This is a genomic window from Enterococcus sp. DIV2467a, assembly GCF_050532945.1.
GTDB classification, from domain to species: Bacteria; Bacillota; Bacilli; order Lactobacillales; family Enterococcaceae; genus Enterococcus; species Enterococcus faecalis.
This window is the reverse complement of record NZ_CP172896.1, coordinates 765,673-791,240: the sequence shown is the minus strand read 5'-3', so window position 1 is coordinate 791,240 and position 25,568 is coordinate 765,673. Positions and strand designations below refer to the sequence as shown.

26 protein-coding genes are annotated in these 25,568 nt (G+C 37.3%); 8 read left to right on the top strand and 18 right to left on the bottom strand.

Annotated elements, in window-relative coordinates; genetic code table 11:
* Positions 1 to 7: 7 nt before the first annotated feature.
* From IGL80_RS03760 to IGL80_RS03730, 7 genes are all read right to left on the bottom strand, one after another.
* Positions 8 to 1,300 (bottom strand): GntP family permease, encoded by a 1,293-nt coding sequence (locus IGL80_RS03760; protein ID WP_002359581.1) that lies wholly within the window; start codon positions 1,298 to 1,300, stop codon positions 8 to 10.
* Positions 1,301 to 1,409: 109 nt separating this feature from the next.
* On the bottom strand, positions 1,410 to 2,093 hold the full coding sequence (locus IGL80_RS03755; RefSeq protein ID WP_002359580.1) for a TVP38/TMEM64 family protein: 684 nt from the start codon (positions 2,091 to 2,093) through the stop codon (positions 1,410 to 1,412).
* A 149-nt stretch (positions 2,094 to 2,242) separates the two neighbouring features.
* Positions 2,243 to 3,316 carry an ABC transporter substrate-binding protein gene (locus IGL80_RS03750; RefSeq protein WP_002359578.1) on the bottom strand — a complete coding sequence of 358 codons (1,074 nt, stop codon included), beginning with the start codon at positions 3,314 to 3,316 and terminating at the stop codon, positions 2,243 to 2,245.
* A complete protein-coding gene (locus tag IGL80_RS03745; protein WP_002356512.1) occupies positions 3,313 to 4,149 on the bottom strand; it encodes an ABC transporter permease in 837 nt (278 codons plus the stop codon). The genes IGL80_RS03750 and IGL80_RS03745 overlap by 4 nt, the downstream gene beginning before the upstream one ends.
* Positions 4,149 to 4,955: an ABC transporter permease gene (locus IGL80_RS03740; protein WP_002359577.1), complete on the bottom strand. Its 807-nt coding sequence runs from the start codon at positions 4,953 to 4,955 to the stop codon at positions 4,149 to 4,151. The genes IGL80_RS03745 and IGL80_RS03740 overlap by 1 nt, the downstream gene beginning before the upstream one ends.
* 18 nt (positions 4,956 to 4,973) lie before the next feature.
* On the bottom strand, positions 4,974 to 6,059 hold the full coding sequence (locus tag IGL80_RS03735) for an ABC transporter ATP-binding protein (protein ID WP_002356508.1): 1,086 nt from the start codon (positions 6,057 to 6,059) through the stop codon (positions 4,974 to 4,976).
* Between the two features lie 25 nt (positions 6,060 to 6,084).
* Positions 6,085 to 6,627 carry a helix-turn-helix domain-containing protein gene (locus IGL80_RS03730; RefSeq protein WP_002359576.1) on the bottom strand — a complete coding sequence of 181 codons (543 nt, stop codon included), beginning with the start codon at positions 6,625 to 6,627 and terminating at the stop codon, positions 6,085 to 6,087.
* 263 nt (positions 6,628 to 6,890) lie between these two features.
* Here IGL80_RS03730 and IGL80_RS03725 point away from each other — a divergent pair, with 263 nt between their 5' ends.
* From IGL80_RS03725 to IGL80_RS03710, 4 genes are read left to right on the top strand one after another with little or no spacing between them, the layout of a single operon-like run.
* A complete protein-coding gene (locus IGL80_RS03725; protein ID WP_002356506.1) occupies positions 6,891 to 7,883 on the top strand; it encodes a YhdH/YhfP family quinone oxidoreductase in 993 nt (330 codons plus the stop codon).
* A 15-nt stretch (positions 7,884 to 7,898) separates the two neighbouring features.
* Positions 7,899 to 8,672, top strand: a complete 774-nt coding sequence (coaB, locus tag IGL80_RS03720) for a phosphopantothenate--cysteine ligase (RefSeq protein WP_002359575.1) — start codon at positions 7,899 to 7,901, stop codon at positions 8,670 to 8,672.
* Entirely contained in the window at positions 8,669 to 9,223 is a 555-nt protein-coding gene (gene coaC, locus IGL80_RS03715) for a phosphopantothenoylcysteine decarboxylase (RefSeq protein ID WP_002359573.1), read from the top strand. The genes coaB and coaC overlap by 4 nt, the downstream gene beginning before the upstream one ends.
* 3 nt (positions 9,224 to 9,226) lie before the next feature.
* Positions 9,227 to 9,862 carry an ECF transporter S component gene (locus IGL80_RS03710; protein ID WP_002359572.1) on the top strand — a complete coding sequence of 212 codons (636 nt, stop codon included), beginning with the start codon at positions 9,227 to 9,229 and terminating at the stop codon, positions 9,860 to 9,862.
* 55 nt (positions 9,863 to 9,917) lie between these two features.
* On the opposite strand, the gene IGL80_RS03705 is transcribed toward IGL80_RS03710, so the two are convergent.
* A complete protein-coding gene (locus IGL80_RS03705; RefSeq protein ID WP_002384107.1) occupies positions 9,918 to 11,123 on the bottom strand; it encodes an aminoacyltransferase in 1,206 nt (401 codons plus the stop codon).
* Between the two features lie 237 nt (positions 11,124 to 11,360).
* The gene (locus IGL80_RS03700) at positions 11,361 to 11,867 is read right to left on the bottom strand and encodes a QueT transporter family protein (RefSeq protein WP_002359570.1); all 507 of its coding nucleotides are present in this window, start codon (positions 11,865 to 11,867) and stop codon (positions 11,361 to 11,363) included.
* Positions 11,868 to 12,129: 262 nt separating this feature from the next.
* Between IGL80_RS03700 and IGL80_RS03695 the strand changes: the two genes are divergently transcribed.
* Entirely contained in the window at positions 12,130 to 13,089 is a 960-nt protein-coding gene (locus IGL80_RS03695) for a diacylglycerol/lipid kinase family protein (protein ID WP_002356498.1), read from the top strand.
* 66 nt (positions 13,090 to 13,155) lie between these two features.
* On the opposite strand, the gene recD2 is transcribed toward IGL80_RS03695, so the two are convergent.
* The 4 genes from recD2 to IGL80_RS03675 all read right to left on the bottom strand — a co-directional run bounded on the left by recD2 (position 13,156) and on the right by IGL80_RS03675 (position 18,316).
* Entirely contained in the window at positions 13,156 to 15,765 is a 2,610-nt protein-coding gene (gene recD2, locus IGL80_RS03690; protein ID WP_002404854.1) for an SF1B family DNA helicase RecD2, read from the bottom strand.
* 26 nt (positions 15,766 to 15,791) lie between these two features.
* A complete protein-coding gene (locus IGL80_RS03685; RefSeq protein WP_002359568.1) occupies positions 15,792 to 16,436 on the bottom strand; it encodes a histidine phosphatase family protein in 645 nt (214 codons plus the stop codon).
* A 216-nt stretch (positions 16,437 to 16,652) separates the two neighbouring features.
* The gene (trmL, locus tag IGL80_RS03680) at positions 16,653 to 17,159 is read right to left on the bottom strand and encodes a tRNA (uridine(34)/cytosine(34)/5-carboxymethylaminomethyluridine(34)-2'-O)-methyltransferase TrmL (RefSeq protein ID WP_002359567.1); all 507 of its coding nucleotides are present in this window, start codon (positions 17,157 to 17,159) and stop codon (positions 16,653 to 16,655) included.
* Between the two features lie 311 nt (positions 17,160 to 17,470).
* A complete protein-coding gene (locus IGL80_RS03675; protein WP_002359566.1) occupies positions 17,471 to 18,316 on the bottom strand; it encodes a methyltransferase domain-containing protein in 846 nt (281 codons plus the stop codon).
* A gap of 129 nt (positions 18,317 to 18,445) precedes the next feature.
* Between IGL80_RS03675 and cutC the strand changes: the two genes are divergently transcribed.
* Positions 18,446 to 19,075: a copper homeostasis protein CutC gene (cutC, locus tag IGL80_RS03670; RefSeq protein WP_002359565.1), complete on the top strand. Its 630-nt coding sequence runs from the start codon at positions 18,446 to 18,448 to the stop codon at positions 19,073 to 19,075.
* 117 nt (positions 19,076 to 19,192) lie between these two features.
* On the opposite strand, the gene mgtE is transcribed toward cutC, so the two are convergent.
* From mgtE to IGL80_RS03650, 4 genes are read right to left on the bottom strand one after another with little or no spacing between them, the layout of a single operon-like run.
* Positions 19,193 to 20,554 carry a magnesium transporter gene (gene mgtE, locus IGL80_RS03665; RefSeq protein ID WP_002362548.1) on the bottom strand — a complete coding sequence of 454 codons (1,362 nt, stop codon included), beginning with the start codon at positions 20,552 to 20,554 and terminating at the stop codon, positions 19,193 to 19,195.
* Between the two features lie 30 nt (positions 20,555 to 20,584).
* Positions 20,585 to 21,478, bottom strand: coding sequence for an RluA family pseudouridine synthase (locus IGL80_RS03660; RefSeq protein ID WP_002359563.1), 894 nt, complete (start codon positions 21,476 to 21,478; stop codon positions 20,585 to 20,587).
* Positions 21,479 to 21,485: 7 nt separating this feature from the next.
* On the bottom strand, positions 21,486 to 22,283 hold the full coding sequence (locus IGL80_RS03655) for an NAD kinase (protein WP_002356486.1): 798 nt from the start codon (positions 22,281 to 22,283) through the stop codon (positions 21,486 to 21,488).
* A gap of 12 nt (positions 22,284 to 22,295) precedes the next feature.
* Entirely contained in the window at positions 22,296 to 22,970 is a 675-nt protein-coding gene (locus IGL80_RS03650) for a GTP pyrophosphokinase (RefSeq protein WP_002356484.1), read from the bottom strand.
* A gap of 196 nt (positions 22,971 to 23,166) precedes the next feature.
* Between IGL80_RS03650 and IGL80_RS03645 the strand changes: the two genes are divergently transcribed.
* Both IGL80_RS03645 and IGL80_RS03640 read left to right on the top strand, forming a co-directional pair.
* On the top strand, positions 23,167 to 23,745 hold the full coding sequence (locus IGL80_RS03645) for a CYTH domain-containing protein (RefSeq protein WP_002356483.1): 579 nt from the start codon (positions 23,167 to 23,169) through the stop codon (positions 23,743 to 23,745).
* Positions 23,746 to 23,808: 63 nt separating this feature from the next.
* On the top strand, positions 23,809 to 24,468 hold the full coding sequence (locus IGL80_RS03640) for a ClpXP adapter SpxH family protein (RefSeq protein ID WP_002359562.1): 660 nt from the start codon (positions 23,809 to 23,811) through the stop codon (positions 24,466 to 24,468).
* Between the two features lie 282 nt (positions 24,469 to 24,750).
* On the opposite strand, the gene IGL80_RS03635 is transcribed toward IGL80_RS03640, so the two are convergent.
* Positions 24,751 to 25,470 carry a helix-turn-helix transcriptional regulator gene (locus IGL80_RS03635; protein WP_002359561.1) on the bottom strand — a complete coding sequence of 240 codons (720 nt, stop codon included), beginning with the start codon at positions 25,468 to 25,470 and terminating at the stop codon, positions 24,751 to 24,753.
* Positions 25,471 to 25,568 lie beyond the last annotated feature (98 nt).

Genomic DNA, 25,568 nt, shown 5'->3' with positions numbered 1-25,568 from the left:
TTTCCAACTAGTTTAAAATAAAGCCATATAAAATGGTTGCAACAATCGTCATTACCCCACCGACACACATTTCATAAGGAATCACTCGAATTCTTTCTTTAATCGTCATATTCATACTTTGTGCCGTAATATGGAAATAATTGCCTTGAGGAACACTATCAATCACAGTTGCCCCAGTATGCACCATGACTGCTGCTGAAAGTGAAGATGTGCCCATATCTAAAATCGCTGGTCCAAAAGAACCTGTCGCTAAAATAACCGCTGTGGATGTTGAACCAACTGCTAAGCCCATTAAAATACCAGAAATCGGTGCCAAGAAGGTTCCAGAAATTCCCATAACAGAAATTAAGTGGACAATTTGTGTTGATAAATCAGAAACAGAAATTAATCCAGCAATTGCACCTGCACCAATTAAAATTAAAACGGTATCGGTTACTCTCTTCAAGCCAGAAGACGCATAAAAGGCCAGTTGTTTTGTTTGCCCAATCGCAATTGTCCCAACAACTGAGGCGAACGGTAAAATATACAGAGCATCAATATTCAAACTTTTGATGAAAGAAATATTTAAAACGGCGCCAATCGGATTAAGTAATAATAAGACAATCGCTAACACTGGTGCGATTAACGCCTTTTTCAAAGGTAATAATTCTTTTGTTTGTTCCTCTACAAGATCCGTTTCTTTGACCATTGATCCTTTGCTTCTCATGATATTTGCAAGAACAACAGCTGTAATTAAGCCAAATACGGCTGGAATAAAACCAGCAATCATAACGTCACTTAAAGGTAAATCAAAGCCGTTCGCCGCTGCAATAGTATTTGGATTAGGCGAAATAATATTGCCCGCTTTGCCGCCACCTGATAAGGCAATCAATAATGATAACTTACTGATACCCGTACTTTTCCCAACAGATAGAGCAATCGGGGCAACAATCAACACTGCAACAGGAATGAATACGCCCACTGCTGTAATTACCATTGTGGATAATGCCAAAGATAAAATAGCTTTTTTCTCGCCAAGCTTTTGTACAATGGCGTTGGCAATTGATTCTGCCGCACCAGATTCCATCATCACACCCGCCAACATGCCGGCTGCTAAGACACGGATTGCGGTTCCCATAATACTTTGTGTTCCGTTTAATAGAACAGCGACTGTATCTGACAGGGAAGCGCCTCCAATAAGACAACCAACAATTGCACCAAAAAACAAGGAATACACAGGATTAAATTTTTTCAAAATTAATACTATCGCTACAACTAATCCTAAAATTGCAGCAACCCAAGATATTGTAATATCTGGCATTCAAAATCAGCTCCTTAAATTGTTTACGCTTTCATTTTATCAAAGTCCTTTCTTTTTAAAATTGTAAATTTAACAGGATTTATTGTTCAAATGCACAAAAAAACCGTTCTTAAAGAACAGTTTTTTGAAATATTTTTCTATCTTTCTCAATAATGACCACCAATCCAACGAACAAAAGAACACTCACAATTAACAATACTGCCGTTTTATTATATCCATGAAATAGTGCTTCGCCTCCACATGCGTAAAGTATTGAGGAAGGAATTACACCAATGAATATAGCGGCTATTAAATTTTTTAATGGCAACTGCATAGTATCCGCAGCAAAATTAATCACAGAAGAAGGAATAATTGGAATCATGTAGCCTACCATAATCCCAATTTTTGGATGCTTCATCCGTCGAATGGACTGGACCCAATGATTGGTCTCCGTTTTTTTATCTAAAAATTTTATATGATGCATCAAAAAGATTGCAACCAAATTTCCCATACTATTCCCTAAAACGTTAATGAGTGTGCCGCTGAAGGGACCAAAACTCAATCCTGCAATCACACCAATTACTGAGGTCGGAATCCCTGGTACTGCACACATGATCGCGGTCAAAAAAACTAACAACAGCGCTGCTGAAAAACCATGTGAACGAATTCGCTCTAATAATTGTGTCTTACTGGCTTTAGGATTCAAAAATAATTGAATATCTGTTTGATATTCTAGATACAAACGGTAACCTACCAGTAGGATTAAAATAAGCCCGCTACTGATTAGTAGTATTCGGATTGTTTTCCTTTTCATTTTCTTTGCTCCTTTTATGCTTTATACAAAGTGTAGCACAGGATTCTTTGTGCCTCAATTAGAAGCTTGTATGAATAAAAGCCGCCCCTAAAAGTTAGACTAAAAATCTAACTTTTAGGGGCGGCTCGAAAGTTACGAAGGTACTTTTTTTATTTCCGATACATCTTAAACTCCAAGAACAGATCGTTATAAATTCCTAAGTATTCTTGACCTAAATCTTGGTAAACTTCTAAATGTTTGATGGTTTCATCATCTGGATAAAATTGTTTATCTTCGGCAACTTCTTTTGGTAATAGTTTTTTAGCTTCTTTATTTGGTGTGGAATAACCAATATATTCTGCATTTTGTGCTGCATTTTCTGGTCGTAACATAAAGTTCATAAATGCATAGGCGCCGTCTTTATTTTTGGCTGTCTTAGGCATCACAATGTTATCAAACCAGAGATTAGAGCCTTCACTGGGAATCACATAATGTAGATGTTCATTGTTTTCTAGCATTTCAGCAGCTTCACCAGAGAAAGTTACAGCAACTGCACTTTCTTCATTAGCCATGTACATTTTGATTTCATCGGCAACAATTGCTTTGACATTGTTCGTTAATCGGTTTAACTTATCGGTAGCCTGACGTAATTGTTGGTCGTTTTTACTGTTTAACGAATAGCCTAAACTGTTCAAAGATAATCCTAACACTTCGCGAGCGCCATCAATCAGCATGACATTATTTTTTAATTCCGGGCGCCATAAATCATCCCAATGTTGGATCTGACGGCCGTCAATAAATTTATCATTATAAATAATCCCCAACGTGCCCCAGAAGTATGGAACGGAAAACTTATTTTTTGGATCAAAGGATTGATCTAAAAAGCGTGCATCAATGTTTTCTAAGCCTTTTAATTTGCTGTGATCAAGTGGTAAAAGCATCTTCGCTTTCATCATTTTTTGAATCATATATTCAGAAGGAATGGCAATATCATAGGCTGTGCCACCTTGCTGAATTTTTGTATACATAGCTTCATTAGAATCAAAGGTTTCGTAATTGACTTTATAGCCTGTTTCTTTTTCAAATTTCTTAATCAAGGCTGGATCTATATAGTCCCCCCAATTGTAAATGGTCAAGGTATCTGCTCCTGCCATGCCACTTGCTTTCTCCAATTGGCGGACGCCAAAAAACAAGATGACAATAATAGCGATAATTCCAATAAAAAGTGACTGTAATTTTTTCATTTTAACTTGGCCACCTCACTTTGTTCCCGACGCATTTTCTTTAAACGTTTTGGCGTATTGTCTTTACTGATAAAGTAATAACCGACAACTAGAATCATTGAGAATAGGAATACTAACGCACTTAAGGCATTGATTTCTAAACTAATTCCCTGACGTGCTCGTGAATAAATTTCAACAGATAATGTTGAAAAACCATTGCCTGTCACAAAGAATGTTACGGCAAAATCGTCCAACGAATAAGTAAAGGCCATAAAGTAGCCAGCAATAATTCCTGGCGCTAAAAAAGGCAAAATAATATTTTTAATCACTTGAACATTATTGGCCCCTAAATCCCGTGCCGCATCTACCATAGAATCGTTCATCTCTTGTAGTTTTGGTAAAACCATTAAAACAACAATTGGAATACTAAAGGCAATATGCGACAATAACACACTTGTAAAACCTAAACTGATAAACCCTACTGCCGTGAAGAAAATTAAGAAACTGGCTCCAATAATAACATCTGGTGAAACGAGTAAAATGTTATTAAAGCTAAGCAACGTGTTCCGGTTTTTACGACGTTTTGTATAATAAATCCCCATCGCGCCAAATGTTCCAATGATGGTTGCTATTAAAGCCGATAAGAAAGCTAGCAAAAACGTATTCAGAACAATGGTTAACAAGCGTGTGTCTTCGAAAACGTTCCGATAATTATCTAACGTAAAACCAGTAAACTGATTCATCGTTTGCGTGTCGTTAAACGAATAAAAAATCAAATAAAAGATTGGTGCGTACAGTAGCGCAAAGACAACGAATAAATACACATAAGACCATTTAAACTTTTTCTTTTGCATTATTTGCCACGCCCTTTCTTCTTCTCACCCGTCAGCAACATCACAATAAACATGGCAACAATTAAAATCACACCAATTGTTGAACCCATGCCCCAGTTTTGCGTTACTAAGAAGTGTTCCTCAATCGCCGTTCCCAACGTAATCACCCGATTGCCGCCAATTAAACGCGTTAACATAAAGAGCGAGAGCGAAGGAATAAAGACAGCTTGAACGCCACTTTTCACACCGTTTAGGGAGAGAGGAAAAATGACACGGCGGAATGTTTCCGCACTGCTAGCTCCTAAGTCCCGACTAGCACTAATCAATGAAGGATTCATCTCTTCTAAGGCATTAAAAATCGGCATAATCATAAATGGAATTTCAATATACGTTGCGACAAATAAAAAACTGAAATCTGTAAACAGAATTTGGTGCGTACCCAAACCCATAAAACTCATAAACTGATTGATACTCCCATGAATACTGAAAATCCCAATAAAGGCATAAGCTTTTAATAATAAATTCACCCACGTTGGTAAAATAACAAGCATTAACCACAACTGTTTATGCTTGAGCTTTGTCAAAAAATAAGCCATAGGATAACTTACCAATAACGTAAAAATGGTAATCAGAAAAGCATACCAAACCGAATTAATGGTCATACTTAAATACGTTCCTGATGTAAAATACGTTTGGTAATTCGCCAAAGTAAACTGGCCATTCATATCGAAAAATGATTGATAAATAATCATTAGCACTGGCGCAATGACGAATAAAAGTAACCACATTACATAGGGAATCGAATAAATTCGACGCATTGTTTTCATTTTATTTTCCCCTTTCGTTTACTCGTCGTAACTTTCTAAACGGGCATCAAAGTCTTCTTCTGATTCATTGAAGCGCATCACATGAATATCTTCTGGCTCAAAAGAGAGCCCTACTTGAGCGCCTTCTTTGGCTTTTCGAGTGGAATGCACCATCCATTCGTTTCCTTGTTCATCAAAACAAATAATTTCATAATGAACGCCGCGGAATAACTGTGTATCCACCGTTACGGTTAGCTTGCCTTTTTCAAGCGTGGTAATCGTTAAGTCTTCTGGACGTAAAACGACTTCTACAGGTTCATTTTTCCGCATGCCACCATCGACACATTCAAACTTTTTGCCCACAAATGAAACTAAATTATCTTCCAGCATCACACCGTCCACAATATTACTTTCCCCCACAAAGTCAGCAACAAAGTGATTAATCGGTTCATCATAAATATCGACTGGTGTGCCACTTTGCACGATATGACCTTTATTCATGACAAAAATTTCATCGCTCATCGCTAATGCTTCTTCTTGATCATGGGTCACAAAAATAAAAGTAATTCCTAAACGTTGTTGTAAATCACGTAGTTCATATTGCATCGCTGTGCGTAATTTCAAATCTAAAGCGGATAACGGCTCATCTAAAAGCAATACTTTTGGCTCATTGACAATCGCTCGTGCAATTGCGACCCGCTGACGTTGGCCCCCAGACATTTCACTAATTTCACGTGTTTCGTAGCCGGGTAATTGAACCAAACGTAATGCCTCTTTCACTTTTTTTTCAATTTCTGCTTTGGATAGTTTTTTGATTTTTAAACCAAACGCAACATTATCAAAAACATTCATGTGAGGAAACAAAGCATAATCCTGAAACACGGTATTGACTTGGCGTTTATTGGCAGGTACATCATTTATTCTTTTACCATCAAAATAAACATCACCAGAAGTCACGTCATTGAATCCCGCAATAATACGCAAAATCGTTGTTTTACCACATCCTGAAGGTCCTAATAAGGTATAAAATTTTCCTTCTTCAATTTCAAAGCTGACATTTTTTAATACTGGTTCATCGTCAAATTGTTTGACAACATTTTCAAATGAAATCACATGGTTTCTCACTGGATAAACTCCTCCATTTCGTCCTTTATAAATACGATTCTGTCGCCACAATTAACGCACGACTTTTTCCTCGACCATTGTTGCTAATTTGGTGAGGTTCTGTTGCTTGGTAATACATGGTTTGACCTTTTTTAGCAATATACGTGGCTTCCCCTAATGTCAAACAAATGGAGCCATCAATCACATAAATAAATGTTTCCGATAGAGAAGGTTCAAACGTTTTATATTCGCCATTTTTATCAAAAGTAATAATGACAGGTTCCATTTCTTTTTCATTTGAGGCTGGAATTAACCATTTTAGTTCATAGCCATGTTCTTCATCATAATAGAGGGTACTTTCTTCTTCATTGTAGACAATTTTCTGTTCAAGCGGTTGCTGACTAAAAAACTGCTCTGGCGTCACGCCTAGTACTTCTAAAATTGAGAAAAATGTTTCCATTGATGGTGAGCTTAAATCCCGCTCCAATTGGGAAATATAGCCTTTGGATAAATCCGTTCTTTCGCCTAATTCTTCTTGTGTTAAATTTTTCTGAATGCGTAAATTTCTCAACTTCTCACCAATTTCCATGGCACACCTCGTTTCTATTTTCAACTAATCTTTTCAACAAAAGTTTTGTAATACTAAACTTACAGTTTAGTTTTACCTTTTTTAGTATACGAACTTTTTGAAAAATTTCAACCATTTTTCTTTATTTTTCTAGTCTAATTGTCACACAATCTTTCTTTTCTGTATAACTTACTGTTTATAAGAAGAAAAATGATACGAAAAAATCAGAATATGATAAAATAAGACGAGTTGCTTTTTTACATAATTGGAAGGAGCGTTTTTATATGAATTCATTTCAAGCATTTACGTTAAGAGAACAAGATACATCTGTTATTGGTCAACTAGAAACCATTACTTTAGACGACTTATCAGAAGGCACTGTAGTAATCAAAGCAGCCTACTCCTCAGTTAATTTTAAAGACTCTTTAGCTTCAAAAAAAGACGGCGGTGTGATTCGCAATTATCCAATGATTCCAGGAATTGATGTCAGTGGCACTGTTGTCACATCGGAAGATCCTCGTTTCAAAGAAGGCGATAAAGTGATCGTAACAGGCTATCAATTAGGGGTTAGTCATACTGGTGGTTATTCTGAATATGTGCGTGTTCCTGGCGATTGGGTAGTTCCACTTCCTGAAAAGATGAGTCTCAAAGAAGCAATGATTTTCGGAACTGCTGGCTTTACGGCCGGATTATCTGTCACAGCTTTAGAAGACGATGGCTTACGCGACGACAAAGAAGCCCCCATCATTGTAACTGGTGCGACAGGCGGTGTTGCGACATTGTCTATTGCGATGTTGCATCAATTAGGCTACACTTCAATCACTGCATTAACTAGAAAGCCAGATTCTTTTGAGCTTTTAAAAGAGTTAGGTGTTAGTGAATGCTTATTAGTAGAAGATTTCTTAGCAACTCCTGTTAAAGCATTGATGAAACAGCGTTTTGCTTTTGCAATTGATACCACTGGTGGGGAAATTACTTCTGCTGTTTTACCACAACTTCGTTATGATGGCCGTTCAGCCATTTGTGGCCGCGCTGCTGGAATTACATTAGAGACAACCGTTTTACCCTTTATTTTACGGGGCGTTCACTTATTGGGCATTGATTCGGTTAATGTTGGTATGGACAAACGAAAAATAGTTTGGCAACGTCTTGCCACTGATTTAGACATCACTGAAAAAGCTGTGTATCAAGAGATTACTTTAGAAGAACTTCCCCCTGTTTTTGAAGCATTACAAGCAGGCCAACATATTGGACGGACCATTGTCCGAATTTCTTAAGGAGGCGTTTTGATTATGGATGTTTTAGTTACTGCTGGCGGAACGTCAGAACCGATTGATAATGTTCGTTCGATTACCAATCATTCTTCTGGCGGACTAGGAAAAGCAATTGCTGAAAGTTTTTTAGCTGCTGGACACACCGTAACCTACGTAACAACCAAACATGCATTACGTCCAACCCAACAATTGGACTTATCAATTAAAGAAATAGAAACAACGGTTGAATTAGCCACTACGTTAGAACAACTCTTTGCTGAAAAGCAATTTGATGCGATTGTTCACGCAATGGCAGTCAGTGATTTTACGACGGAAACCGCGCAAACGGAAGAACAATTTATTGATTCTTTTGCTCAACAATTAAGCGAACAAACATTGCCAAAGACCAAAGAAGCCTTGGTAACTATCGTTCAAAACACATTGAATCAGATTGCTGATATTCCTCAAACAGCAACAAAAATTTCATCTGATACGGACCGATTATTAATTTTTCTAAAGAAAAATCCTAAAGTCATCCAAATGATTCGTGACAAGCAACCCCAAACTGTTTTAGTGGGCTTTAAATTACTTGTCGACGTTTCACAAGAAGAACTTGTCCAGGTTGCACAAGCCGCTTTGGTTAAAAATCGGTGTGACTTTGTCTTAGCCAATGACTTGATGAACGTTCATGAAACAGAACACGAAGGATTATTAATTAACGAAACGGGCATTGTCCAAGAAGCTTGTTCAAAACAAGGGATTGGTTCAATGATCGTTAAAAATGTTGAAAAGAAATGGAGAGAACAACAATGAAAACTATTTTATTAGGCGTCTCTGGCAGCATTTCTGCATATAAAGCAGCAGATATTACAAGTCAACTAGCTAAGCTTGGCTACAATGTGGAAATTTTAATGACTAAAAGCAGCACAGCGTTCATCACTCCGCTGACGTTACAATCACTTTCTAAGAATCCAGTGCATACGGATGTCATGATGGAAATTGATCCCAGTAAAATTAATCACATTGAGTTAGCTAAAAAAGCGGATTTATTTTTAGTAGCACCTGCTTCGGCCAATACAATTGGGAAATTAGCCCATGGGATTGCCGACGACTTATTATCAACAGTTGCTTTGGCGCTTTATCCTGAAACACCCAAAATTATTGCGCCCGCGATGAATACGTATATGTACCAAAACCCCATTGTCCAACGAAATATTGGCATTTTAAAAGAAGTCGGCTATCAAGAAATAATCCCACGTGAAGCTCTATTAGCTTGTGGCGATTATGGTCGTGGCGCACTTGCCACTGTTGAAGATATCCTTCAAACAGTGATGAAAATTTTAGCATCTGATAACAAGGAGTAATTTATGAATAACACGAAAAAATTTACGTTAACAGCAATGTTCTTAGCTATCTTACTTTTACTGGCTTTAACCCCGCTAGGATTTATCACATTAGGTCCTTTAAATTCGACCACGATGCATATTCCTGTAATTATTGGTTCCATTGTTTTAGGGCCAAAAATCGGTAGTATGTTGGGCGGCACGTTTGGGATCATTAGCTTAATTAAAAATACGACAGCACCAACACCTTTGTCGTTTGTTTTTTCTCCATTTATTCCCGTGATCGGTACCGATCACGGTAGTTGGAAGGCTCTTTTAATTGTGCTAATTCCGCGGATTTTAATTGGGGTCGTTCCTTATTTCGCTTACAAATGGATAAATAAATTAACGAAGGAAAAAGCGCAACCTGTCTCCTTATTTGTGGCTGGTGTTTTAGGCTCAGCAACGAATACCATTTTAGTCATGAACATGATTTATTTTCTTTTTAATTCAGCTTATGCTGAAATTATTGGTAAAGCTGGAACTGCTGTTTACTTAGCCATTATTGCGACGATTTTCAGTTCTGGTGTGCCAGAAGCTCTTGTTGCTGGTGTAGCTGCTTCAGCAATTGCTAGCGTTTTGCTTCGCTTAATGAAACGGAATGCAACGCAAAAACTATAGAAAAAAACACATGGACTAAAAATCAAGTTTGATTTTTAGTCCATGTGTTTTTTATTTATTTTTTTTGTTTTCGTAATTTATAGGCATATTCACTGGCTTTAAATAATAATTTATTAACCGGTAAATCAAATTCCCCAATAAATTCATTAATCGTTGGGTTGAAGTTCGCTTTAAACTTAATTAAGCCATCATTTAAACTACCTTCTAAGCCGCCCATATTACAGCTTTCGCAGCCACGGTTAAAACATTCTTGAATGGCATCTCGCCAAGTCACATATGTTGGCATGTAGCGTTTATAACGATCATCTAAGCCAGCATAAAGGATTTCACTTGTTGGACCAAATGTCACAGCCAAAGCGCCAGCAACCGTGACGATTTCACCAGCTTCTGCGATATTTTCTTCTAATTCTTTTAATTCCCGAGTCAAGGAAGCATCTAATTCTTCTAAATTATGGCGCTTTTTCACTTGATTTTCTTTCAAATTACTCAAGTCTTTTTGATTTTTGTCATAGCGTTGTCGCGTGCTATCTAAGCGTTCCTTTAAATTGACTTGCGCCAGCATAATAAAGGAGTCTTCTGGGTAAATGTTCAACAGCTTCTTAAAGTAATCACTATTCCGTAAAGAAATATGTTGGCGTTCCATGGTTGATTGAATGACTTTTTCAAATTCATCAACAAAGTCAACATGCCCTTGCTGCACAACGACCCCTTTTTTTTCAGCTGTTTTAATCATTTTCTTGGTGCTTTTTGACAATTGTTCTTCACTAAAATCTTCACGATAAATATTCGCTTGGAAGCGGGGCTGGATGGTGGCCCCCATATCCATTGTCAGTCCTTGATATTTGGCCCCTGCTTCTTTCAAGGTCTCAATAATAGCTGTCGCTTCAGCATGCGGTTGATGTTCTTCTCCCAAATGAAAATCTTGATAGTGAACCGCTGGATCCATTTTTATAAATAAAGCTCGTTTTTTCTTGCCAAATTTTTTCAATTCAGCCATAAAGTAGCTTACCAAACGTTCATTTGTATAGTCCATTACTGGACCTCTTGGTGTATATAACATCGTAAAACCGGCTGGTAATGGTTTGATTAAAACTAAACTTGATGCGACTAATGTATCCTTTTCATAAACCCCAACAATTTCAGAACCCCAGTTATCCTTGACTTTTGCCCATGAAGATGACTGTAGTAAATTACATAATGGGTGATTTTTAACAAATGTATCGTGTACTTCTGCCGGAATACCGATTTTAAATGTGTACATGTTCAAACTCCTCTGCTGTGACTTTCCAATAGTCCGTTTATCTTACACTATCATAGTGTATTCCAACAGACTAGTAAAGTTTTACATGAAAATTTTTAGAAAAAATGTAGATCTTATTCTTTATGTAAAAAAGACGAGGTAGAAACAGTTCATTCTATCACTTAGCTCACTAATAGCAACGACACTTTTCTTCACTGCCATTCAAAGGATGAATCATTTCTATCCACATCTTTTCAATTAAATACGTGTTTCAAATTTTAATGACTTGTTGATAAAATACATGATTGGTGCTGAAATCGTCATAATAATCGCTTCACTTAATGCTAACCAACCATAAGTTGTCCAAAATGCTTGACCGCCACTTGGTACTAGCATAAAGGCAATAAAAAACATACTTACAGTAAAAAATAGACTATTTAGACACATTCTAACAGGAATACTTGGTACCTTTTTTTGTAAAAAAGCTGTTAAGCTCAACGCAAATAATGTTTGCGCTCCACCAAACAGAGCATCCATTACACCGAAACCAAAAAATAAGTTAAAAAAGATAACGCCGCCTAAAACACCCCACATCAATTTGCGATTGAAAACGACTAGGTGATTCAAACTTTCTGAAATTCTAAATTGAATCATACCAGAAGAAACTGGCCGAACCAATAAAGAGAGGACAATATATAAGCCCATAATGATACCATTGGCTAAGACTGTTCTTAGCTTTCGATTGACTTGAAACGAATTTTGCATACTTTTTCCTTCTTTCTCCGAGTTTTTTTACAAGGGATGGTTGATGAACCTTGGTTACAATTGCAACAGTTCACATTCTAATATGGAAAGTCAAAATAGTCAATGAAAGCCCTGTTTTACTTTGCACTTATTTGCAGTTTTCACCTCTCATGCATTGTTTCGTGCCTTTTTCTAGTCATTTTTTACTTTTTTAAGCAATCTTTATTCGCAGAAGTTCCTCCCTCTGGTATAATGGACAATAGCGATTCAAAGGAGGAGCTCAATGAACATTCACTACTATCTTATTATCAACGAGCAGGCAAGTAGCGGCAATGGCCGAAAAGTCGCTAGAAAAGTGATTCAACAACTCAAGCAACAAGAACTTAAATATACGGCTCTTTACACTGATTACGCTGGACATGAAAAAGAATTGACGAAGGAACTTGCAGAAACAACTTTACTTCCTTGGTCTGAAGACTTAGACGTTTCAACTTTTCCAATCCTAGTCGTGCTAGGCGGCGATGGCACACTACATAATGTCATTAATTCATTACTTCCATATGATTCAGCTATTCCTTTAAGCTATATTCCATGCGGCTCTGGAAATGATTTTGCACGAGGGGTGGGATTATCAAGAAATATTGATAAAGCATTGCATCAAATCCTGCGCACCAGACGACCAAAAGAAATTCAAACGATTCATTATGTAGAAGCCAACCAAGAAGAAATCGGCTTAGCCACCAATAATGTTGGCTTAGGGTTAGATGCGGCAATCGTGGAAAAAACCAACGAATCGTCATCAAAAAAAGCCTTAAATAAATTTAAGCTTGGCTCGCTTTCCTATATTTCTTCAATCATTCATGTCTTTTTTAAACAAAAAGGCTTTCCAATTTTAGTTGAAATGAATGGTAAACAATACACATTTAATCGTGCTTTCCTATGTACGGTCACAAATCATCCTTATTTTGGCGGGGGCGTATCAATTATGCCGACGGCCAATCCTCGCAAAGCAGTCGTGGACTTAGTTGTCGTGGAACGAATCAATATTTTTAAAATTTTGTGGCTTATTTTCCTATTGCTTCGCCAAAAACAAGGGAAATCTAAACATTTTCATCATTTTCAATCAAGTAAAATTCGAATTGTTTCGACGATTCCACAAACCATTCACGCAGATGGCGAGATTTTAGGCAAACGAAGTATTGATATGGTTTATACCACACAAAAACGTTTGTTTTGGTTTTAACTGAGTCCCTTAAGGTTGAAAAAGAGTGCCATAAGTCAAAACGACTTATGGCACTCTTTCCTTTTCTCACATAAATTGATAAGGCGTCGTATCCTTCATTCCAATCATTGGATCAACAGCATTTGTTTGAATAATTTCGACTGTTAGTCGTGGTTCTTTTGGTAATGATTCTTCGACAACTTTTGTCGCTTTATTTGCTGTTTCTGGGGTTGACTCTTCCCCTTCATCAGCAAATAGTGAAACTTCTTGTACTGTTGTGTCAACTAATTGCTCGTCTGTTTCTTTGATCTGATCGGCTTTCGTTGATTGCTGTTCAGTTTCATAAGAGACAGCTTTTGTTTCCTTTTCAGTAAATGGATGGTCTGCCGTTAAACCTTCTTCATAGGCTTCTAACTGAGTTCTAGTCGTTAAGGTCATTTGTTCTGCGTTCACGATTCGTTCTTTTAGCATCGTCATGCGACTAGCCGATTCGTTTTTGACACATGTTTCAAAAGCAGAAACCTCACCTAGTAGAATTAATAATTCTTTACTACGTGTCACTGCTGTATACAGCAAATTTCGTTGCAGCATTCGGCTATACTGATGAACCATTGGCAGTAACACCATGCGGAATTCACTACCTTGCGCTTTATGAATCGAACAACAATACGATAGCGTAATTTTATTCCATTCATTTCTTTTATACGTTACTTCATTATTATCAAACTGTAAAACCAACTCGTCCACTTTGTCCTCTGAGTCTTTGGCTAAAGTAATTCCGACGATTTCTCCCATATCTCCATTGAACACATTTAATTCTGGCGTATTGACTAGTTGCAAGACTTTGTCCCCAATCCGATAGACGGTGTCATTCCATTTGACTTCTTTTTTCTTACCATCATTTGGATTGAAGATTTCTTGCATCATCTTATTCAAGGCATCAATGCCAGCTGCGCCACGATACATTGGCGCTAAAACTTGGATATCTTGTGGCGTAAACCCTTTTGCTTTTGCCTTTGTGACGATTTGTCGAATGTATTCTTCGATATGACCAATATCACTTGCAAAGAACGAGCGATCCTTTTGATTTTTTTGAAAATCAGCAGGCAACTTTCCTTCTTTAATTTCATGGGCAAGAGGAATAATACTTGAACCATCTCCTTGACGATAAATTTCGTTTAGCTCACATTTGGGAATTTCATTAATTTGCAATAAGTCATGTAAGACTTGACCTGGACCGACAGACGGTAGCTGATCCTTATCACCAACAAAAATCACTTGCATGTTTGTCGGAATAGCTTTTAATAACGTATTGGCTAACCAAGTATCCACCATTGACATTTCATCTACAATTAGCAAACCACCTTCTAATTCTTTGGCGGTTAAACTCGGATTTTTTTCACGACCTGTCAAGCCTAACAAACGATGGATGGTACTTGCAGGTAAACCTGTCGTTTCGTTCATACGTTTCGCTGCTCGCCCAGTTGGCGCCGCTAGCAAGATTGGAAACATCTCCTGCGTATAGTCTTTGAGATCTAATGAAAGACCATTTAGTTCCGCAAACAACGAGACAATCCCATTAATAACAGTAGTTTTCCCTGTTCCGGGCCCTCCAGTTAAAATAAATAACGGCGATTTAATCGCTTCTTCAATCGCTGCTTGTTGCGAGTCGCCATACTGAATATTTAAACGTTTCTCAATCATTCGGATATTTTTTTGGACTTCTTCTTCCTCATAATGAATTTCTTTTTTACGAGAAAGTAAACGCTGAATCGAAGTACCAATGCCCCATTCAGAAAAATAGAGACTGTTCTCAAAAAGTTTAGTCTCTTCTTGTTGGATTTTTCCATGTTCGACTAACGTAATGATTTCATTGGCCACTTGATCAGGTGAGATTTCCACTGGGCGACTTGCTTCCAAGGTCCGAATCGCTTCTTCTAATAAAACATCTGCTTGAACATACGTATTGCCTGAGCGAATAGAGTGTTCAAACACTTCATGTAAAATCGCCGCTCGAATTCGAACAGCAGAATCCGCCTGAATGCCGATTTGTTCAGCAATATTGTCCGCTCGTTTAAATCCGACTCCCTCAATATCTTCAACTAACTGATAAGGATTTTCTTGAATCACAGAAAGGGTTTCTTCTTGATAGGTTTGATAAATTGAAAAAGCTAACTGACTACCGAAGCCGTATCGATTTAGTCCCACAATCACTTGCTCCATCCCATGATTCAAGCGAATTGTTTCGACGATTACTTGACGTTTTTTTTCATTTAAAACAGTAACTTCTTCCAAAACACTAGGATCATCAATAATTCGGTCAATCGCACTTTCCCCTAATACTTCAACAATTTTTTCAGCGGTTCGTTTACCAATGCCAGGAAATTTGTCACTTGATAAATAGTTAACCACCCCACTAGCCGAAGTCGGTCTTTCTTGCTGATAACTATCCACCTGAAACTGTCTGCCATAACGAGGATGGTCCACAAAATGACCAAAGAAACGATAGGGTTCCTCTTCTTGAACTTGGCCAAAACTTCCAGTTACTACAATTTCTTTTTCTAAATAATCTGTATTTGTATCGGTCACATTTACAAGAACGACTTTATAAAAATTACTGGGATTTTCAAAAAAGATTGCTTGTACAGTCCCAACAATAAAGGCTTTTTCTTCGTCCTCACCAAAAAGTGTTACCACTACAAGCCCTCCTTTCTGTTGTGCGCTTATTGTGCTTTTTCTTTAGCTAAAAAAGACGTATCATTCCATAACGTTAAGTCGTACGGCATGTTCCTTGATGCCTCTTTGGTTTCAAGGATTGAAAGGCTATTGTTTAACAGCCCGCCCATTGTCCGTAATTCTGATAATGGTTTACCAGCCATCGCTTGGATTGCCGCCGTCAGCGCTGCTCCGTGTCCGACAAATAGAACTGGACCTTCGTGCTGCTTCGCCGCTTCAGCAACTGTTTCTGAAATCCGTTGAATCGCTTGCTCGATTGGTTCACCATCAAAAATTGTTGGATCATACAAATCTAAACGATGCCGTAAATGATCTAATTCTTCTCCATAAAAATTACGCATTTCTTCAATATATTGTCCTTCTAAACGACCTAAACCTAATTCTTTTAAGCTATCTGTATAAACAATTTCAACTGGACGATTCAATTCTTGTTGAATTCCCCGCGCAGTATTTTTAGCACGTAACAGCGGACTAGAATAAATTTTTTCAAACGGAATATCTTGTAAATATTGGCCTAATTGTTTAATTTCGTCATAACTAGTTGATAATAACGGCGAATCTCCTGTCATTCCTTGAAATCGTTTCTGTTGATTCCATTCAGTTTTTCCATGTCGTGTAAAATATAATTTCATGTAACTTCTCCAAACTTCTTTATCTCTTCATATGTCTTTCTAGTTTATCACTTCCCTGCGAAAATATCCATGGAAGTTTCTAGTAATCCAAGCAAAATAAGCCTAGAACAAAAATCTAAATTGTTTTTTGTTCTAGGCTTGGAAATTGGCCAACAGTAAAAATAAAACCACTTTCTTCTGACATTTTTGAAAAAAGCGCTACTGTCTTAACTTTTTTTAATCCAATTTATCATTTTCATAATGATGCGTCAGTTCTAAGTTCGGAAAATTTTGCTGACGTAAGGCTTCATAAACAATTAGTGCGGCAGTGTTAGAAAGATTCAGTGAGCGCACATGTTCATCATTCATAGGAATTCGGATACACTTTTCTTCGTTTTCTCGCATAAACGTTTCTGGTAAGCCCGTTGTTTCTTTTCCAAAAAGGAAATAATGGTCCTCGCCATCATTATAATTGACCTCGCTGTATGTTTGGTGAGCAAATTTGGTTACTAAATGCAAGTGTTTGCCTGCCACATGGGCTAAAAAGGCAGCCAAATCTTTATGATACGTAATATTTACATCATTCCAATAATCTAATCCAGCACGTTTTAAGTGTTTATCATCTGTTGAAAATCCTAAAGGTTCAATTAAATGCAACGGTGCATTCGTCGCTGCACATGTCCGTGCAATATTTCCAGTATTTGCTGGAATTTGTGGTTCAAATAAAACAATATGGTTCGTCAACTATCTTCAGCTCCTCAAATATCAATCGTGTTCATTTTAGCATAAATTCAAAATAAATAGCGCCCACAATACTTATTTTCAAAAAAAACCGCATGACGCGATGATGTCAGGCGGCAGCTATTCTAACCAATAAAAAAAACGTACCGTCTCGGTGTCTAGCACGGCGAGTCGTTACGTTAGTGAAGGTCTCTTCACTAACTTTTATCAGAACAGGACCCTGATAAAAACCAATGAAAAAACAACTTGTAAGTAATATAACACCAATGTCACTTTATTGCAAGACTTTTTTAGGATTTTCTTCACAAAAAAGTCTATCTTTTACGACCTACTAACAAGCGGACGTCAATCGTGATTTTTTCCAATGGTCGCTGTTGTAGCTCGGCTTTAACTTCTTGAGAAACTTGCCACTCTAATGGCGACATTTCTAATAAATCCAACCGTCTTTCCTCGGGAATGTCAAAGCAATAAGTTATTCGTTCATCTACTTCCACTGCTAATTCCTCGGCAAAACGTTGGACTACTTTTTGATTGGAATAACTTTGTTTCTTTTCGTCATTGGGATAAAAAGCCGCTCGTAATTCCTTTAAATAATTCTCTTCAGGAATAATTTTAATCACAGTCCCGTCAGCTTTTAGTACTCGCCGAAATTCTTGATAATGTGAAGGAGAAAAAATATTTAAAATCGTATCAAGCCCTTCATTCGCAAATGGCAAATTCGTTAAATCCGCCACACACCAAAACGCATCAATCGGCTGATTACTTGCTAAATAGATTCCTTCCTTTGATAAATCAAACCCGATTTTCAGTCCAGATAAGCCTGCTTGACTTAACTCAGCAAGAAAACTCCCTTCACCACAACCAACATCGACTACTGTTTTATTTTGAGGAAGATAGTGCATAATTTTGTTTAAAACAGGCGCGTACATGCCACTTTGAATCATTTTTCCTCGAGAAGTAAACATTTTTTTATTATATTCTGTCTGAACGCCATGATTTAGAAAGTATAGCGTGCCTTTCTTGGATAAATCAAATTGATGCCTCTGTTGACAAATCAGACCAACCCCTTCTAAATGCATTGGTTCATGACAAGTTGGACAGCGAAAAACGGCTGCTTCTTTTTTTAATAATTGTTGTGCTCGTTCAATTTTCTTTAACATTTAAAACTCCTTACGTTCATCAAATGAACATTTTCTCTTATAAAAAGTTGCACTCTTTTTTTCAGGGCTATGGTAGTAAGCAGAATTATGGTACAATGCCTGTGAAGAAAAAGCAAGGAGCGATAAGAAATGATTAAAGAATTCTGTGCCGAAAATTTCACTAAGATTCCCCAAGCCATTCAAAAAGGTGCGAATCGCATCGAATTATGCGATAACTTAGCCGTGGGTGGAACGACGCCAAGTACTGGTGTTATTGAAGAAGTCTTAGCATACGCTGGCGAACATTCTGTACCAGTGATGACAATCATTCGTCCTCGTGGCGGCAATTTTGTCTATAATGATATTGAATTAAAAATTATGCATACCGATTTAATCGAAGCAAAGAAATTAGGAACCGACGGCATTGTTATTGGCTGTTTAACTGAGGACGGTTGGTTAGATGAAGAAGCTTTGGACTTATTCATTGAAACGGCTGAAGGCTTGCAAATCACTTTCCATATGGCTTTTGATGCCTTGTCGAAAGAAAATCAATTTAAGGCGATCGACTGGTTAGCTGAGCGTGGTGTGACGCGTATTTTAACTCATGGCGGGCCAGCTGGTACCCCTATCGAAGACAACTTTGATCATTTAAAAGAATTAATTGCCTACGCAGATCAACGGATTCTTATTTTACCAGGTGGCGGTATTTCCACAGAAAACGTTCAAACTGTGATGGACACTTTAAAAGTCACAGAAGTCCATGGCACAAAAATTGTTTAATTTCTTGTATCTAAAAAAGTGAGGTAGCCGTCGTATTAACGGCTATCTCACTTTTTTGATTTCAAGCAAACCAACGAATCCTTTTACCTTAGTCTCATGATAAATAAGTGCAATTTTTTAAACAAAATAACGCATAAACATGCTGGCAATATTGAAATAAATTAATACACTGGTTAAATCACTTAAGGTAGTAATAAACGGGCCACTGGCAACTGCGGGATCAAACCCTAATTTATCCATTAACATTGGGATTAAACTCCCTGCTAAATTCGCCACAGTAATTGCACAGAGCATTGCCATCCCAATCACAAATCCAAGCGGAAGATTATGTTGCCACACGCCAACCACAATCATAATGGTTAAACCTGTCACAGCCCCCGTCACTAGTCCCGTGAGCACTTCACTTAAGATTAAGCGACCAAAATTACTATCCTTTTCATCTTTCATAGCCAAACGGCGTACCGCGACCGCCAATGATTGTGTTCCGGCATTGCCGGCTGTTCCGGTAATTAAAGAAATAAAAACGGCTAAAATACTCGCTTCGCTAACTAACGACTCATAATTACTGATTAACGAGGCCGTAGACATCCCTAAAAACAGCAGCGTAATTAACCAAGGTAATCGTTTAGAAGCGGCTTTTAAGGGGTTCTCACTAACTTCCTCAACGTCGACCCCGGCTAAACCAGAGTAGTCGCTAGCGGCTTCATCATCGATAACATCAATAATATCATCAACTGTTACAATCCCCAACAAATGATCATCATAATCTGTAACTGGCACAGCTAAGAAGTCATAGTCCCGAATTGTTTGCGCGACATCTTCTTGGTCATCGCCAACATGAACTGAAATAACCCGTTCATTCAAAATATCAGCAATCAAGGTATCATCATCATTAACAATTAAATCCCGCAACGAAATAACGCCGACTAAATGATTTTCTTGGTCGACTACGTAAACGTAATAGATTGTTTCCGCCATGTCCGCTTGATTCTTTAAGACGTACATCGCAGAACGCACTGTTTGATTCGCCACAATCGAAACAAATTCGGTGGTCATAATCGCCCCAGCAGTTTCATCTTCGTAATGAAGTAACTCTTTAATTTCGCCTGCTTCTTCACTACTTAACAAACTAAGATATTTCGCCTTTTGACTTTTATCTAACATATTTAGTAAATCCACCGCATTATCGGTATACATCTCAGCTAACATATCGGCTGCATAACTTGGACGCATTTCAGCTAAATAATCTTTCATATTCTCATTATCTTCTTCGATAACATCAAACATATCCGCTAGTTCTTTCGGAGATAGGTAATTGTATAAATGTTGTCGGTCTTTTTCATCTAACGATTGGTAAAATTGTCCTTGTTCATAAATGTGTAACGCTAAAAATAGCTCACGAAATTCGTTCATTTGTTGATTTTTTAGCGTTTCTAAAAGAAGGGCAAATTGCTCTTCCATTTCTTGGCCTTCATTCATCTTACACTTTCCCCTCCTGCCTCTTTATTATTATAACGTATCATCTACACTTTTCATATCCTCCGCTAGTGGGGAAATCAGATGAACCGTTTCTTTGGTAAAAGGATGAGTAAAAATTAGTTCCATGCAATGCAACGCTTGCCGCTCAATTCCTTGATCCATCTTTCCATGATACATCTCATCCCCTAACAATGAACAGCCAATTGCTTCAAAATGTACCCGAATTTGGTGTGTTCGTCCTGTATGGAGCTGAATGCGCACAGCTGCTGCTTTGGCTCCTCTTTTTGCGAGCCAATATTCTGTACTAGCAAATTGACCTGTTTCGATAACTTGGCGTTTTAATAAAGAGGACAAGTCGCGCCCAATTGGCTTTTCAATCAATTGATGCTCGCTTAACTGCTCAATCGCTCCACCAACAAGGGCATAATAAATTTTTGTCACCTTTTTTTCTCGTAATTCTTGGTCAATTAAAGCATGAGCAAAGCCGTGTTTCGCAAATAACATCAGCCCAGAAGTATCTCGATCTAAACGAGTCACGACATGAATAACTTGATTCACGTAATTTTGACGCTTGTAATAGCCCTTAACACGATTCGCCATCGTTCCTGAAGGATGATACTGAGCAGGTATCGAGGCAATGCCAGCAGGCTTATTAACTACTAAAAAATGATCATCTTCAAACACAATTTCAATCGGTTCATCATCTGTTAATAATGTCTCATGTTCCGCTTCATCTGGAATCGTCATTTTAACGACATCGCCAGTTTGTAAAGGATAGATGGCATTTTGAACGGTCCCATTCACTTGAATTTTACCACCCTGAAATTTCACCTTTGCTAATAACCCTTTTGAAACACCTTGTTCATTTAAAAAATATTTCACTTGTTGTGTTGTTTCTTTGTCATATGTCCATTGAAATTCCATCGTTTAATTAATCCTCACCAATAAAGGCATCTTTCACTCGATGCCAAAAATGCATGTGCCGATAAGAGGCAAAATGAATCCGTTCGTCTGCAATTCGATAGCAGACAGAAGCGATATTTTCTTGATAAATATCTAATTGGTCCACCGTGACAAAATAATCATCACTTTCCTGTAATTTAATCTCCAGCCACTCCGTATGTGCGATTACAATCGGTGACCCCAATGTTCGAAAGACACGATTGTTTAAGGAGGCGATTTCGGTTAACTGAAACGCATTAATGCTAGGATGCAAAACAGCTCCACCAATACTTTTATTATACGCAGTAGAGCCGGTTGGGGTCGAAATCGACAACCCATCACCACGAAATCGTTCAAACAGTTCGTCTTTAATAAACACATCGCCCACCATCGTCCGGTTTCCTCGTTTAATTGTCGATTCATTTAATGCTAAAAAATGTTTATCCGGTTTCCCATCTCTAAACCGAATCCGCACATCTAATAATGGATAACTCGTACTTTTTTCACGATGAATACACAAACTTTCAACTAGTTCTTTTAATTCATAATCACGCCAATCTGTATAGAAACCCAAGTGTCCGGTATGTACACCTAAGAAACTTACTTCGTTTAACAGATGATTAAATCGATGAAAAGCGGAAAGAAGCGTACCATCTCCGCCGACTGAAATCACAAGTTCAGGTTGACGATTGTCTATTTGAATTTGGTTTTGCTCTAATAGTGTTGTCAGTTGTTTTGTGACTTGTTTCGATTTTTCTTCCGAGTTATGAACAATCGCCACTTTCATAAGCAGACTCCTTTACTGATTTTCTGGTGTTTCGTTTTTAATTTGCTTATAGTATTCGTTTTCTAGCAATCCACGGCCATGAGAGAAGTAATGTTGTGCTTCTTGAATTTCTTCACGAATAGATGACATTTCTTCATCTAATAAATAGGCTGCCTCTGCCGCTCGCTGAAGGCGTTCTTTCATTTCTTCAGGAAAGACACCTTGATATTTATAATTCAAAGAATGTTCAATCGTTGCCCAAAAATTCATGGAAAGTGTCCGAATTTGGATTTCGGCCAAAATAATCTTTTCCCCGGTGACTAATTGCACAGGATATTCCACCACCACATGGTACGAACGATAGCCACTTTCTTTTTTATTTTCAATGTAGTCCCGTTCTTCCACAATTTTTAAGTCTTTACGATTTCTTAAAAGTGCGACTACCTGGTAAATGTCTTCCACAAATTGGCACATAATCCGCAAACCAGCAATGTCTTGCATTTCTTCTTCAATCCGATTTAAAGGAATATGCCGAATAGCCGTCTTTGTCAAAATACTATCTACTGGTTTCACACGTCCTGTAACGAATTCAATTGGTATGTGTTTATCTTGCTCCCGAAATTGTTTACGAATACCTCGTAGTTTTACTTTTAATTCGCTGACCGCCTGTTCATATGGCGCTAAAAACAGCTCCCACTCTCGTTCCATGGTAGATCCCTCAATTTCCTTGAATTTCATTCACTGATTATTTTACCACAGTCCTCCCTAAAATAGGGTGTTATTCGCTATTTGATTTCCAAACGCCTTTCATTAGAAAAATTTTTCACAGAGAAGACCACTTTTCTTGACGGAAACCTATATAATATGTGAAAATTGGAGTGATTTAAGAAAGAGAGAGAACCCCATGAGTGAGCACTTAGAAATTGAATTTAAAACATTAGTTAGTCCGCAAGATTTCAAACGATTAATCGACCATTTTGCTATTCAAAAAACGGACTTTTTTACGCAAACAAATCATTATTTTGATACGGACGATTTTCAATTAAAAGCACAACGAATGGGCTTAAGAATTCGCGTATTAGCAGATCGTGGTGAGTTAACCTTAAAAGTTCCTGCGCCAGAAGGATTATTAGAAATCAATGACCCTTTATCGCTTGAGACGGCGAACCACTTTATCAAAAGGAATCACCTCCCTACTGAGGGGGCTGTGGCGAAGAAATTACAAGAATTAGGTATTGAAATCGCCTCGATCCATTTAATTGGTTCATTAAAAACAGCACGTGCAGAAAAACAAATTCCTCAAGGACTACTTGCGTTAGACGAAAGTTGGTATAACCAACAGCACGATTTTGAATTAGAGTTAGAAGTTACTGAAGCTGAAAGCGGCAAGCAAGCGTTTCAAACATTAATGGCTGATTTGAACATTCCCATTACGCTTGCACCTAACAAGATTCAACGCATGATGCGGACCACTGCCCCTTAGTATTCGAAGCACTGACGTTCTGGCACCTGTATTTGAAAAAGCATGGCATTGGAGGAAGTATGAATGGTTGAAATTTATTTGTTCGTCAATCCTTTAGGCGGCGTCTGTTTAGAAATTGAAAAAGAAATTATACAATTGTCTGTTAACGACAAGAAAAAAATACAATTGCGCTTTATTCCTTTATTAAACATGAAAACGATCAATGAATTTTTGAGTCGTCAACATATTCCGATTAATGACATTAAACGACGGAATCGAATTTTTGAAGATTTATACTCAGCCGCTCTTGACTATAAAGCAGCACAGTTACAAGGCCGAAAAAAAGGCCGACAATTGTTGATTGGCTTACAAAAAGCAGTAGCTGAAGACGGTCTAGCTTACTCTCCTGAGTTATCAGAAGAACTACTTCTAGCGGCCGGCGGGGATATTGATATGTATCGTAAAGACCGACAATCAGATTTTGTCAAAGAATCTTTCCAAACCGACCAAAAAGTTGCTCGAGAAATGGGGATTAAACAACATCCTACCGCAGTCGTTTACAACTATACTTGCGAGAACGATTTCGGCATTTTAGTCGAAAATTTTGAAAACATGGATGAAATTAAACAACTTTGTCGTGTCCATCCACATAACGAACTGTTGCTGGACCAAGGTGACGCAACCTTTGAATTTAAACGCCGCTCCAATTATCATTTTCCAAATGGACATTTACATTTATTATAAAAAAGAAGGACCAGTTTACTGGCCCTTCTTTTACTATTTTCACCATGTTCTATAATAATAGATAAAGTCTAATACTGCTACATTTGATGATTTATTCTTATAAAAGACAGCTATGGAATGGGGCCATGTATATATTATGTACTTTTAAATATTAACACCGAAATTTGTATCGACCACCAATATTTATTTCAGTTCATCGACTAACCTCTTGGAACGCTATCAGACAATACTCGCCGATACTAACTCAAAAAATCGAGGAAATTTTATTCGGTTTAACACTAGCTAATTTATTTCTTCCCATTTATTTTTAGTCTGCTTATATAATATGGTTAGTTCTTTTTTATCCTTATCTAAATTTTTATTTATTAATTCCTGAATCTCATAAGAAAATTTATTTCTTTGATTTACATTGTCAAAGATGAATTCTTTATCAAAAGATAACTCTAACCCATTTAATGCTCCTGTTGTCCAGTAAATTTTTATATTCGAATCATCACCGCTATAATACATATTAAACTTTTCGTTTTCAGAGATATACGAACTCATTAATTCCAATTCTTCTGGAATTGTAAACAGATTATAATTATCAATTTTAACCACATGATATTGAATGTTATCTTCTATTAAATTATAAGTTTGACCATTTTGATTCCATTCTTTGACACCGCTATAAAAATTATTCAGACGAAGTTGTAAAATAGTAAAATATCCACCTATACATAGTACTATAATTAATAATATTAAAAATAATTTTTTGTACTTCTGTCCCTCTCTAATATCTTTCGAAAGTTTCTCCACCATCGTATTGTCCTCCTTCAATAATCGATCCAAGGTCATTTCATAAAGAATACTTAGTTCAATTAAACAATCAATATTAGGATATGATTTATTATTCTCCCAATTAGAAATTGTTTGTCTAGTAACGTATAATTTCTCAGCAACCTCTGATTGTGTCAATCCTAATTCATTTCTTCTCATTTTTAATGAATTCCCTATGTTCAAAAAAAAACCTCCTTTTATTACTCTAAAGATAATAGAAGCTTGATATAAAAGAAAGCAAAGAATCTTTGCTTTCTTTTATATAACAGCAACAATCTATT